Below are 12,773 nucleotides of genomic sequence, written 5' to 3' on the forward strand. Positions count from 1 at the left end.
TCAGTCTGTCACCCGGTGGGGACGACGCGGCCCGGGACGCGACGGCTGCTCGTCGGCGGCCACCGGCTCGCCGACGCGTCCGTGCTCCTCGAGCAGCCGCAGCAGGCCGTGCCCGTCGGGCGCCGAGAACGTCTGCACCGTGCGGGCCGCCCACGGCCGCAGCGGCGGGTCGAGCTTGATCGGGTTGGACAGCACCTGCTCGGCCGGCGTCAGCTGCCGGATGCAGATGGCGTCGACGCGGTCCGGACGCGCCTCGGCGAACTCGGTGTAGAGCGCGGGGTCGTGCTGCCCGTCGTCGCCGAAGAGCAGCCACGTGATGTCGGGGAAGTCGCGGGCGAGCCGGTGCAGGCAGGTGCGCTTGTGGTCCTGGCCGCTGCGGAACCAGCCGGTGTTGGTGGGGCCCCAGTCGGTGAGCATGAGCGGCCCGAGCGGGAACCCGTTGTCGACGAGGAACCGGTTGAGGGTCGCGGAGGTGTTCCAGGCGCCCGTCGACACGTAGACGATCGGCGCCCCCGGGTGCGCCGACAGGATGCGGCGGTACATCGGCGCCATGCCCGACACCGCGTGACGGGCCTTGCCCCGGCGCACGAACGTGTTGAAGGCCGCGATCATCGGGCGCGGCAGCATCGTCGTGATGACGGTGTCGTCGATGTCGCTGACGATGCCGTGGGTCACGCCGTCGGCGACGATGAAGACGTCGGCGGCCACCGGTTCGGTGCCCTGGACCTCGACGAGCACCTGCTGCCAGCCGGGCGCGAGGCCGTGGTCGCGGGCCACGATGTCGACGTGGCCTCCGCGATCGGACCGGCCGTACACCTCGCGGTCGCCGGCCGTGACCTTGACCGGGACGCCCGTGGCCGGCGAGGTGATGAAGGCGCGCCACCCGCGGTCGTAGTGCGCCGGGCTGAGCGCGCCGGTGGCGTCCTGACGCGCCTCGGGGCCCTCGGTCTGCTCGCGGCCCTTGCGCCCCAGCAGGATTCGAGCGTAGACGCGCACGAACGACGACGACCCGTAGCCGACGTGGGTGATGACGCGGTTGCCCCAGCCGCGGCTGCGCAGCACGCGCTCGACCTGCTCGTGGACGGCGTCCTCGATGATGGCGGCCGCGTGCGGTCGGGACATGACCCGACCCTACCCGGCGCGGTCGTGCTCTCGACGCGCTCGACCTGCTCGTGGACGGCGTCCTCGATGATGGCGGCCGCGTGCGGTCGGGACATGACCCGACCCTACCCGGCGCGGTCGTGCTCTCGACGCGCTCGCCACGGCTCCGGGTGGTCACGTCGTGGACGACGGCGCGCGCCCGGCGGCGTCCGGGGGTTTCATGGGGCTCGTGCACCCGATCGCCACCGCCCTGTCCAGCGCCGCCACGGGCGAGTTCCCCGACGTCGACGGCGCCTGGCGCCGCGTCGAGCCGTGGCGCGACGGCATCGAGGGCGTCATCGCCTTCACCGGCCACGCCGTGCTCGCCATCGGCGAGGACGTCCACGACGACGACGTCGACGCCCTCGGCGCCGACGGCTTCGGCGGCGCGAGCAACCCGCGCGTCGTGTCGGCCCTCGCCTCCGGCGGCTGGATCGACTCCCTCGACGTCGTGCTCGTCGCCCGCGGCCGCGGTGGTGAACCCGCGCTCGTGCCCCGCAGCGACCTGCGCAACCACCCGCGGGCCGAGCACGCCACGGCCGTGCGCAGCAGCGTGCGCACCTTCGGCTACCCCGAGGCCCGCGACAAGACCCTCGTGACGCTCTCCCGCGGGCTCGGCGGACTTCACGAGGTCGGCGTCGAGACCGACCCCGAGCAGGCGCGCTCGGGCACCGACGTCGTGCGCGACAGCCTGACGCTCGTGGCCCAGGACGAGGTCGTCGTCGCGACGTGCGCGCCCGGCAACGCCCGCGCCCTGCGGGCTTTCCTGTCAGCGGGATTCGAGCCGGTGGCCTCGGTCCAGCTGTGGCGGCCGGAGCGCGGCTGAGGCCTGCGCGGCGCCGCTGCGACCCTCGACGACCGATTGGCGCCGCCGCGGACTCCGTGATCGGATCTCCCGGTGGACACCGCCGACCGCCGCTTCAGCCCAGAGGCACGACTCCGGTTCGCCCGCACCCTTGTCTGGCCCGTCCTGCCCCTCGCGGCGGCGGCCTGGTGGGTGGTGGGCGCGCTGCCGTGGATCGTCGACGGCCTCGGCGCCTCCTCGCCCCGGTACTGGGTCGCCGACGCCCTGACCGGTGAGGCGAGCCGCGGCTACGTCACGCTGCTGCCCTTCCGCGCGGTCTTCCTGCCGCTCCTGCTCGCACTGACGCTCGTCGGCGGTGCCGCGGCCGGGCTCAGCGTGCGATGGGTGCGCCACGACGCCCGCCGTCGCCTCCTCGCCGGGTTCGCCTCTGCCGTGGGCACACTCACGGCCATCGCCTACACCGTCGCCCAGTCGGCCGGTGCCACGCGACAGCTCGGCAGCGACTTCGACCGGGACGACCGCGTGCTCGTCGGGGTCGTCACCCTCGCGGTCGCCGGCGGCCTGCTCGGCCTCGTGCTCGGCTGGTGCCTGGCGCACGGCCGGCCCGTCGTGGCCGCCCTGGCCGGCGCCCCGGTCGCCGTGGCTGCCGGGGCGTGGACGACGCGTCTCGTCGTCGTGGCGCTCGGCCCGGACGACGCCGGCTCGGTCGTGCAGTGGACCTCCGCGGCGACTGTCGGCCTCGTCGTGGGCATCGGCTTCGCGCGCGTCGGGGTGGCGCCGGCCCGACGCCTCGGGGCGTGGCTCGCCGTCACGGCCGTGGTCGTCGGCGTCCAGGCGGCATTCACGGCCTTCGAGCACCTCGCGGGCACCCTGCGCACCGGGGCCGGCCTGCCGGGCGCGCTGCACGCGCTCGCCGGCGAGGCGCGTGGCGTCTTCGTCTCGGCGCTCGCCCCGTCCCACCAGAGCTGGTGGTGGCTCGCGGTGGCCGTCGGCGTCGGCCTCGGGGGAGCGCCCCTGGCCCGACGCGGCCGCTCCACCGACGCCGGTGCCGCGGCTCCCGTCGCCGCCGGCGGCCCGTCCGGCACGTCAGCCCCGGCCGCGCCCGCCGCCGACCCGGTGCCCGCCGACAGCACGACGCGCTGACCGACGCTGACCGACGCTCACCGACGCTGACCGACGCTTGCCGACACGGCCGTTCCGGCCGTCTCCACGTACGGTGGGGCCCATGCTCCGCAGGACCCCGATGAGAAGAGCCCTGGCCGCCGCCCTCGCCGCGACGGTCGTGGGCGGCCTCGGCGCCGGCTGCTCGATGTTCGAGCAGCCGCCCGCCCCCGACGACACCGCCCGCGCGCTCGCCGCCGGTCTCGCCAAGGCCGACGTCACCGGCGTCGCCCTCAAGGGCACGTCGGCGCAGAAGGTCAACGCCTTCCTCGCCACGGCCTTCAAGGGGATGGACGGCAGGCGCCCCACCGTGTCGCTGCAGAAGGTCAGCCACGCCGAGGGCTCGAGCAAGGCCACCGCGACCCTCGCCTCGACGTGGGACGTGTCCTCGGGTGCGTCGTCCGGCACGCCGTCGGCCACGTCCTCGGCGACGGCCCCCGCCTCCTCGGCCACCTCGCCCGTGAAGTGGTCGTACACGACACAGGTCGACCTCAGCCTCGTCGACGACGCCTGGCAGGTCACGTGGAGCCCGCGCGTCGTCGCCCCCGACCTGCGCTCCGACGAGAGCCTCACGCTCGCGCGCACGTGGCCGCGGCGCGCCGACATCCTCGACCGCAACGGCGCCAAGCTGATGACCGAGCGCGAGGTGGCCGTCGTCGGCATCGACAAGACGAAGGCGCCCGGTTCGGCGGCCACGGCGTCGGCCCGCCGGCTCGCCGCCCTCGTCGGCGTCGACCCCGACCGGTACGCCAAGAAGGTGTCGCAGGCCGGCGCGAAAGCGTTCGTCGAGGCCATCACGTTCCGCGCCGACGACCCGCAGCTGACGAGGAACAGCGCGGCCATCGACAAGGTCACCGGTGCCACCACCGTGCCGGCCCTGACCGTCCTGGGCCCGAGCCGCAGCTTCGCCGCCCCGATCCTCGGCTCGGTCGGCGAGGTGTCGGCCGAGGACGTCAAGGACTCCGGCGGCGTCCTCGAGGCCGGCGACACCATCGGCAAGAACGGCCTCGAGTACCGCTACGACGACCAGCTCCGCGGCACGCCGGGCCTCGCCGTGCAGGCCGTCCGCCGCGGCGCCGACGGCAGCGTCATCGACAAGCGCGAGGTCTTCGCCGAGCAGTCCAAGGACGGCACGCCGCTCACCCTGACCATCGACCAGAAGCTCCAGACGGCCGCCGAGGCCGCGCTCGCGAAGCAGACCCAGCGCCCGACCGCCCTCGTGGCCGTGCGCGTCTCGACCGGCGAGGTGCTCGCCGCCGCGGTCGGCCCGGGAGCGAACGGCGCCACCCTCGCCCTCGCCGGCAAGAACCCGCCGGGCTCGACGTTCAAGATCATCAGCTCGCTCGCCCTCGTCCGCAAGGGCGCCACGGCAGACACGAAGCTGCCGTGCACCGACTCGCTCACCGTCGACGGCCGCCGGTTCGGCAACTACACGACCTACCCGAAGAACCACCTCGGCGACATCCCGATGCAGACCGCCCTCGCCTTCTCGTGCAACACGGCCTTCATCAGCCAGCACGACAAGGTCAGCCAGGACGACCTCATCAGCGCAGCGCAGTCGCTCGGCATGGGCGAGAAGCTCGACCTTCCCTTCACCGGCTTCCTCGGCTCGGTGCCGGGCACCGACAACACCGTCGAGCACGCCGCGTCGTTCATCGGGCAGGGACGCGTCGAGGCCTCCCCGCTGACCATGGCGCTCGTCGTCGCGTCCGTCGTCAAGGGGCAGACGGTGCGCCCGGTGCTCGTCAAGGGCAGCCCCGCGCTGCCGGCACCCGCCACGCCGCTCAAGCCGGAGGAGGCGCAGGTGCTGCGCCAGGAGATGCGGGCCGTCGTGCAGGAGGGCTCGGGCACGGTGCTCAAGCCGCTCGGGGTCGAGTACGCCAAGACCGGCACGGCCGAGTTCGGCACGAAGAACCCGCCCGACACGCACACGTGGATGGTCGCCGGCCGCGGCGACATCGCCATCGCCGCCTACAACGAGCTCGGCGACAACGGCGTCACCGGGTCGGCCCCGTTCATCGTCGACTTCCTCAAGAGGACCAACCTCCGCTGACGGCTCCAGCACGAGCCGAAGGGCCACCTCCCGTGGGGGAGGTGGCCCTTCGGCGTCCGGACGAGGTGCTACTTCGCCGTCACGACGTCGACGTCGGCGGCGCGGACGAACGCGAACCGGTGGCCGAGCGAGATCTGGTAGTAGACGTCCTTGCCGACGACGTCGACGTGGTCGTTCGGGGTGTCGGCCGCGAACGTCGTCGCCCGGTAGTAGTTCGTCGGCACGGTGAGGTCACCGACGGCGTACCGCTGCCCGGGGGTGAACTGGTACTGCAGCGGGGCGAGCGCCTGCACGGGGATGCCGGCCGGGTAGGCCGACGCCTCCGGGTAGGCACGCCCGTACACCGGCACCGACGTGCGGCCGGCCTTCGGCACGACGTACTGGCCGCCGACGGGGATGGCGGTCGGGTCGGCCACCGGGTTGTGGAACCAGCCCTTGACACCGTTGAACCAGATCGCGGTCCAGTCACCCTGGCGCTCGGCCACGGCGAAGGTCAGGCCGGTCTGGGCCCGGGCGCCGATGTCGGAGACCGCCGTCGTCGACGGGGCCCCGTTCGGCTTGCGGCCGATGTCGTTGACGAGCGGCGCGCTCTCGGACGGAGCCGTGTGCAGGTAGACGAAGTTCGTGCCCTGCGGCGCGCACGGCTGGCCGGCGGTCGTGCACGACGTGACGGCCTGCACGTTGTGCTCGAAGCCCGGCAGGATCCGCACGAGGTCCTGGGCGCCGTCGACGCCGTGGCTCTGCAGCGGCGCACCGAGCAGCTGGAAGTAGTGCTCCCAGTCCCAGTAGGGGCCCGGGTCCCAGTGCATGCCGGCCACGTTCGCCGGCGTGACGCCGGGGACCTGGTCGTGCCCGACGATGTGCTGCATGTCGAGCGGGATGTCGTACTTCGTCGCGAGGTAGCGCACGAGGCGGGCCGACGAGCGGTACATCGGCTCGCTGAACCACTCGGCGCCGGTGGCCGCGAAGCCCTCGTGCTCGAGGCCGATCGAGTGGCTGTTGACGTACCAGTTGCCCGCGTGCCAACCGACGTCCTTGGGCTCGAGGTGCTGGGCGATGTGCCCGTCGCTCGAGCGCAGCGAGTAGTTCCACGCGAGGTAGGTGGGGTCGCTGACGAGCTTGAGCGTCGTGTTCCAGGACGCCTCGGTGTTGTGGATGACGATGTTCGTGATCGCCGGCGAGGTCGGGCGGTTCGCGAGGTCGTGGTTGCCGTAGCTGCCGGCGCTCGGGCCGGTCTTGGCGTACGGCGCCGGCAGCCACTCGCAGTCGAGCCCGGGCGGGCAGTCGACCGGGCCGTTCGCGTTCGCCTTCGGCAGCTTGAGCCGACCCACCTGGTCGCGCTGCGGCGACACCGACGTGGCGGCCAGCGAGACGACCTTGCCGTCGTTCGTCGTGCGCGAGGCGCCCTGTGCGACAGCGGAGTACGCGTCGTCAGCGAACGCGGCAGCAGTCTCCTGCTCGCCGGCGCCCGACGCGTCGGCCACCGTGGCGTACCAGTCGCCCGCCTCGCCGGACGCGCCCGTCGGCAGACCGAGGCGACGCTGGGAGTCGGCGAGCAGGGCCGCCCCACCGCGGATGTTGGCGAGCTCGTCGGTGCGCAGGGCGTCCTCGGACAGACCGGTCAGCTCGGCCGCGCGGCCGAGCGTGTCGGCCACGGGCGTCGCGTCGGGGCTGTCGGACGCGTCGGGGGCCTCGCCGAGCCCGCGCCCCTCCCGGGGCGAGCCCAGGGACGCGTCGACGAGGTGCATGGGGCCGTAGCCGCCGGACGTGCTGTGGCCGGGGCGGAAGTCCCAGCGGGTCTGGGCGTACGACACGGCCTCGAGGACCGTGAGCGGCACGCCGTACTCCTGGGCGGCCGCCGCGAAGGCCCGCGCGCGGCTGCCGGAGTCGGTGCCGACGGCGGACGCTGCCGTGCCCGACGTGCTTGGGGAGGTGTCGGCCTGGGCGCTCGGGCCCTGCAGGGCCAGCCCTGCGACGACGACGGTGGCGGCGCCGAGGGCCGCGGCCCCCTGGCGGAACCTGCGCGCGCGACGGGGCGTCCGCGGCGCCGGACGTGGTGGTGAGCTCGGCTTCACTCGATGTACCTCTCGTGTGTCTCGTGTTTCGTGTCTCGTACGTGACGGTGCGTGACTCGTGGGGTCTGGTGCCTTCCGGTGGGTGCCGCCGGCCCCGAGCCCGGCACACACCTCTGTTGCCGAGCATTCCCCCGACCCACGGCACCCGCCACTTGAAAAAGTTCACCGAAGCGTTGCCTCGAGTCGACGCGTCCGGCGTACACGGGACCCGCCCCGGGGCCACCATGGATGTCATGGGGCGCGCAGGCCGGTGCGTGGGACTGGCAGTCGCGGCACTCCTGCTCACGGGGTGCGGCGTCGACGTCCCCTCGACCGACGGCGACTTCACGACGCCACCGCACCTCGCCGCCTCGGGCGGCGCGCTCGGCGGGGCGGGGGCCGGCACCCCGACCACGGGCCCGGACACCGTCGGGCCCGAGTACGGCCCACAGTTCCCCCTGACGCTGCGCCGCACCGGCGGCGTCGCCGGCTTCGACGACCGCATCGTGCTGCGCTCCGACGGCAAGCTGCTCGTCGACACCCGGTCGGTCCACGGACGCGTCTGCACCCTCGGCGGCGCCCAGCTGCGCCAGATCGTCGGGGCCCTGAGCACCCTGCGTCTCGGGCCGTGGAGCCTCGGCGCGCCGTCCACCGACGGGTCCGCGGGCGACCCCACGAGCCTGCCGTCCACCGACCCGATCATCATCTCGGTCACCGACGACCGTTCGCGTGCAGTCGACCTCACCGACCCCTCGGTCGGCGAGGTGGCCGGACTCGTCGCGACGCTCGTGGCCGACGTGACGCTGACCGCCCCCGCGACGACGCGCTGCGTCGACGCCCCGGCCTCCTGAGCCCACGCGTCCCGGTCCCGGACACGGCGAAGCCGGTGTGCCGCCTGGGCGACACACCGGCCTCGCGTCGAACGTGGAGGGGTGGGTGACGAGCTGGGTGACGAACCGTCAGAAGTTCGTCGACACGTCGTCGATGACGAAGCTCGTCTGCAGCGAGGAGTCCTCGGTGTCGGCGAACTTCAGCGTGACGTTGGTGCCCTTGTACGCCGTGAGGTCGATCGTCTTGGCGACGTAGGACGCCTTCGGCGTCGACAGGTTGGAGTAGCTCTGCTTCGTCACGCCGTTGATCTGGACCGTGGCGGTGTCGTAGGCCGACGTCGTCGTGGTCTCGGACGTGTCGATGCGGATGTAGTACGTCAGCGTCGGCGAGGTGGCCGTCGCCGGGACGGCGAAGGTCTGCGACTCGTTCTCCGAGCCGGCCGTGCCGTTGCCGCCGAGCCACATCTTCCACGAACCGGTGCGGGCCGGGCGGCCCGTGTTGTTCGTGATCGGACCCGCGGTGCCGGTCCAGCCGGTCTGGCCGGACTCGAAGCCGCCGTTGGTCAGGGCCGCGCCACCGCCGCCACCGCCGCCGGTGCCGCAGGTCTCGGTGCTGGCCGGGGCCGAGATGGCACCCATGGCCTTGTCGACCGCGGTGCACTCGGCCGAGCCGGCGCCGTAGAGGTCCTTGGCCGCCTTGATGACGCCGGTGCGGGCCGCCGCGTAGTTGCTGCTCGAGGTGAGGTACGTCGACAGCGTGCGGTACCAGATCTTCTCGACCTTCTGGTGCGTGATGCCGGTGACCGTCGAGGCGTCACACGTCGGGCTGTTGTAGCTGACGCCGTTGATCGTCTTGGCGCCCGAGCCCTCGGAGGCCAGGTAGTACCAGTGGTTGAGCGGGCCCGAGGAGTAGTGCGGGTCGAGGCCGCCGAGCGAGCTGCTCCAGCAGTCCTTCGAGGCACCGTCCTTGGACGGCTTGTCCATGTAGCGCAGCGGCGTGCCGTTGCCGTTGATGTTGATCTCTTCGCCGATGAGGTAGTCCGGCGTGTCGCTGGGGTTGTTGGCGTACCACTCGACGCCCGTGCCGAAGATGTCGGACGTCGCCTCGTTGAGGCCACCGGCGTCGCCGGTGTAGTTGAGGCCCGCCGTGTTCTCGGTGACGCCGTGGCTCATCTCGTGGCCGGCCACGTCGAGCTCGACGAGGGGGGCCGCGTTGCCGGCGCCGTCGCCGTACGTCATCTGCGTGCCGTCCCAGAAGGCGTTGACGTAGTTCTGGCCGTAGTGGACGCGGCTGCGGGCGCCGGTGCCGTTGTTCCAGATGCCGGCGCGGCCGAGCTGCGTGTTGTAGTAGTCGTACGTCTTGCCGGCGCCGTAGTGGGCGTCGACGGCGGCCGACTGGCGGTTGCTCTGCGAGCCGGTGCCCCAGACGTCGTCGGCGTCGGTGAACGTCGTGCCGTTGCCGGTCGTGGCCTGGTTGAGGTCGGTCGTGTAGTTGCCGTGCGTGTCCTGCATCGTGTACGCGCCGGCGCTGCCCGACGTCGCGAGGGTGACGGAGCCGACGAAGATGCCGTTGCCCGTGCCCTCCTTGATGTCGTCCCAGCTGGTCAGCGTCTTGCCGGTGTTCGCGTCGACGATCGTGTGCAGGCGGGTCGGCGTCTGGTCGGCCTTGATGCCCTCGGTGATGACCTCGTAGGCCAGCTTCGGGCCGGTCGCCGACTGGAAGACGACGAGCTCGCCGCCGGCGGCCTTCTCGTCCTTGGTCGCCTTGGCGGCGGCGAGGCCGGCGGCCTGGGCCGTGCTCTTGGCGATCTTCGGGGAGAACGAGGCCGGGGTGGCGTCCTTGCGGATGTTCCAGGTGACGCTCGTGACGTCGCCAGAAGCGTCCTTGTGGCTGACGAAGTCGCCGCCGACGACGCGCAGGCCGTTGATCGTGCGCTCGTAGCGGACGTGCGTCGCACCGTTCGGGTCGGCGATGACCGACTTGACGGTGAGCGCCTCGTCCTTGAGGCCGAGGGCGCTGGCCGTGGCCGCCGCCCGGGACTGCTCGGTCGCCTTGAGGGACTGCGACTCGGGGGCGGGTGCCTTGTCGTGGCCGCCACCTGCCGCTGCACCCGCCGGGATTGCCGGCGAGATGGCCAGCGCGAGGGCCAGCAGGCCCCCGGTCGCAAGGCCGGACTTCAGTCGATTCACTGGGAACTCCTTGTCAGGACGCGGCACGAGAGCCGCCTCGGAGGGGTGTCCCGGGCATCTCGCAGGGTGGGATGCGGCGGAACGAGCGCGACGCTCCCAGCCGCCCCGATTTCCGGTCAACGGGGCTTACCAAGTCTTTGCCAAACTCCGCCCGAACGCGGAGTAACGCGTGGCGACAGTGAGATTCGCGACTGGCGGTGGCTTGAGGGATTTCCCAGACTGACGCCGGCCGAGGCCCGTGGCACCCCCTCGCCCAGCCGACCCGGACCTGAGCCGCCGCGCCGGGCACGCCGTCTCCTAGGCTGGGGAGCATGGGCAGGGTCACGGTGCGGCGCAAGGTCACGACGGTCGACGTCGCCGCCCCCGCGGACCGCACGACCACCCTGCGGCCCGACACCCTGACGGTCGAGGAGCCCCTCGAGATCCGCATCGGCGAGCTCCCCCTGACGGTCACGATGCGCACCCCCGGGCACGACATCGAGCTCGTGCACGGGTTCCTGCTGTCCGAGGGGATCATCTCCTCCGCCGAGGACGTCGCCCTGGCCCGGTACTGCGCCGGCGCGGTCACCTCGTCCGAGAGCGGCTTCGACGAGAACACCTACAACGTCATCGAGGTGACGCTCGCCGCCGGCGTCACCCCGCCCGACGCGTCGGCGTCCCGGGCGTTCCTCACGTCGTCCTCGTGCGGCGTGTGCGGCACCGCGAGCATCGAGCAGCTGCGCACCCGTACCGCCTTCGACGTCGCGTCAGACCCGATGGGCATCACGGCCGCGACCCTGCTCGCGCTGCCCGACGCGCTCCGGGAGCGCCAGCGCTCCTTCGACCGCACCGGCGGGCTGCACGCGGCCGGGCTGTTCACCGCCGAGGGCGAGCCACTCGTCGTGCGCGAGGACGTCGGCCGGCACAACGCCGTCGACAAGGTCGTCGGGTGGGCGATGCTCGAGGGTCGGCTGCCGGCCGCGGGGTGCGTCCTCATGGTGTCCGGGCGGGCCTCGTTCGAGCTGGTCCAGAAGTCCGTCGTGGCCGGGATCCCTTGCCTGGCAGCGGTGTCCGCGCCCTCGTCGCTGGCCGTCGACCTCGCGGAGGACGCCGGGGCGACCCTCGTCGGGTTCGTCCGCGGCACGCGTTTCAACATCTACACCGGCGCGCACCGCGTCACCACCTGAGTCGCCCAGCCGACCCCAGCCGACCCGAGCCGACCTGAGGAGCAGCCGTGCCCGTCTTCGCGATCCACTACACCTACCCCGACGACCCCACCGAGATGCTGACCGTGCGCCCGGCCCACCGGGAGTGGCTCACCGCCCAGCCCGGCCTGCTCGTCGCCGGCATGTACAAGGCCGGCCTCGACGAGGTGAGCGAGGGCGAGACCACCGACCAGGAGCCGGCCAACGCGGCTCTCATCGTCTGCTCGGGCGACTCGCTCGAGGCGGTCACGGCGGCCTTCGACCAGGACCCGTACTGGCAGGGCGGCTACGTGCTGCGGCGCGTCGTGCGCGAGTGGGACCCGCCGCTCGGCCCCTGGGTCGCCGACGCCACCCAGTCCCCCGCCTGACGCGTCGGCGGGAGGACGCGTCGCGCCGCCGACCCACGGCACCGCGCTACGTGGCGCGCTGTTGCGGTCACGAGGCGCCGGTCAGCGTGACAACGCGCCACGTGGCGTCGTGTGTGGGGCGATCCGCGGCCGCATTCCGCTTCTCATTCCGAGTGCTCGCCAGAGGCTGACACCGCTGTTTGGGCTCACCGCAGCGCGGCGCCACACCTACCGTGATGCTTGTCCCCCCATACTGCGCGCATGACCCGGTCGCTTGAAGAAGTCGTCGATGAACTCCGTTTGAAGTTCCCCGAAGGTCCGCCCAGCGATGAAGCCGTTCGCGCGCAGAGCATCCGCTTCTATCCGGGTCATTGGACGTCACGATGGCCACAGGACCTCACGCTGCCCACCTTTCTCGACGAGGCGCCGCAGGTACGGACGATCAGCAGGGCTGACCTTCTGGTGAGCGAACCCCTCAATTCAGTTGAGGAAGCAATAGACCGGTACGTCCGGGTGGCGAGTTGGGGCTCAGGATCCAAGGCGCAGAGGATTGCGCGCTGCGTGAAGCCGTTGCACCAACCGAACGCGGGAAAGGCCCTGCTGGAGAGCTGGCGCACCGCACGCGAGGAAGACGTTGTCGAGGCCTACCGCCGCCTCAATACCTGGGGTGACTGCAGAGTGAAGTACTTCGGCGCTGCCTTCTTTACGAAGTGGCTCTACTTCGCGGCCTACGAGGTGGCAGAGCGAAACAAGCCATTGATCCTCGACGCGCGAGTGGCGCGCGCACTCGGTTGGCGCACCAGCGGATGGAACTCCGCTGACTACGCCCGATACCTCACCACAGCTACTGAGATCGGTGAGGCCTGGGGCGAGGTTCGAGACCCGCATGTGGTCGAGTACGGACTTTTCGCCATCGGCGCATGACCGATACCCACATGCGACCGCCGCGACAACGCACCATGTGGCGTCCTGTTGCGGTCGCGACGCCCGAAGCGCCCCGACAACGCGC

Annotated in this window: 10 protein-coding genes; 7 read left to right on the forward strand and 3 right to left on the reverse strand. The window is 72.3% G+C overall.

The window, feature by feature from the left end:
* Window positions 1-1,122, reverse strand: coding sequence for an App1 family protein (locus BIV28_RS05650; RefSeq protein ID WP_076260071.1), 1,122 nt, complete (start codon window positions 1,120-1,122; stop codon window positions 1-3).
* A 160-nt stretch (window positions 1,123-1,282) separates the two neighbouring features.
* Between BIV28_RS05650 and BIV28_RS05655 the strand changes: the two genes are divergently transcribed.
* The 3 genes from BIV28_RS05655 to BIV28_RS05665 all read left to right on the forward strand — a co-directional run bounded on the left by BIV28_RS05655 (window position 1,283) and on the right by BIV28_RS05665 (window position 5,159).
* Window positions 1,283-1,966 carry an N-acetyltransferase gene (locus BIV28_RS05655; protein ID WP_207555798.1) on the forward strand — a complete coding sequence of 228 codons (684 nt, stop codon included), beginning with the start codon at window positions 1,283-1,285 and terminating at the stop codon, window positions 1,964-1,966.
* 72 nt (window positions 1,967-2,038) lie between these two features.
* Window positions 2,039-3,088 (forward strand): hypothetical protein, encoded by a 1,050-nt coding sequence (locus tag BIV28_RS05660; protein ID WP_076260072.1) that lies wholly within the window; start codon window positions 2,039-2,041, stop codon window positions 3,086-3,088.
* Between the two features lie 82 nt (window positions 3,089-3,170).
* The gene (locus BIV28_RS05665; RefSeq protein ID WP_076260074.1) at window positions 3,171-5,159 is read left to right on the forward strand and encodes a penicillin-binding transpeptidase domain-containing protein; all 1,989 of its coding nucleotides are present in this window, start codon (window positions 3,171-3,173) and stop codon (window positions 5,157-5,159) included.
* Between the two features lie 68 nt (window positions 5,160-5,227).
* Here BIV28_RS05665 and BIV28_RS05670 read toward each other — a convergent pair whose 3' ends face one another.
* Entirely contained in the window at window positions 5,228-7,234 is a 2,007-nt protein-coding gene (locus tag BIV28_RS05670; RefSeq protein ID WP_076260075.1) for an N-acetylmuramoyl-L-alanine amidase, read from the reverse strand.
* 254 nt (window positions 7,235-7,488) lie between these two features.
* Between BIV28_RS05670 and BIV28_RS05675 the strand changes: the two genes are divergently transcribed.
* Entirely contained in the window at window positions 7,489-8,064 is a 576-nt protein-coding gene (locus BIV28_RS05675; protein WP_076260077.1) for a hypothetical protein, read from the forward strand.
* Between the two features lie 108 nt (window positions 8,065-8,172).
* Here the strand turns inward: BIV28_RS05675 and BIV28_RS05680 are convergent, their stop codons facing one another.
* On the reverse strand, window positions 8,173-10,233 hold the full coding sequence (locus BIV28_RS05680; protein WP_076260079.1) for a M4 family metallopeptidase: 2,061 nt from the start codon (window positions 10,231-10,233) through the stop codon (window positions 8,173-8,175).
* A gap of 311 nt (window positions 10,234-10,544) precedes the next feature.
* Between BIV28_RS05680 and fdhD the strand changes: the two genes are divergently transcribed.
* The 3 genes from fdhD (at window position 10,545) to BIV28_RS19905 (ending at window position 12,688) form a co-directional block, all read left to right on the forward strand.
* Window positions 10,545-11,399, forward strand: a complete 855-nt coding sequence (gene fdhD / locus BIV28_RS05685; RefSeq protein WP_076260080.1) for a formate dehydrogenase accessory sulfurtransferase FdhD — start codon at window positions 10,545-10,547, stop codon at window positions 11,397-11,399.
* Window positions 11,400-11,446: 47 nt separating this feature from the next.
* Window positions 11,447-11,785 (forward strand): YciI family protein, encoded by a 339-nt coding sequence (locus BIV28_RS05690; RefSeq protein WP_076260082.1) that lies wholly within the window; start codon window positions 11,447-11,449, stop codon window positions 11,783-11,785.
* 240 nt (window positions 11,786-12,025) lie between these two features.
* Window positions 12,026-12,688, forward strand: a complete 663-nt coding sequence (locus tag BIV28_RS19905; protein WP_207555799.1) for an 8-oxoguanine DNA glycosylase OGG fold protein — start codon at window positions 12,026-12,028, stop codon at window positions 12,686-12,688.
* Window positions 12,689-12,773 lie beyond the last annotated feature (85 nt).

Origin of the sequence: Intrasporangium flavum, from assembly GCF_001956915.1 — a bacterium.
Taxonomy (GTDB): Bacteria; Actinomycetota; Actinomycetes; order Actinomycetales; family Dermatophilaceae; genus Monashia; species Monashia flava.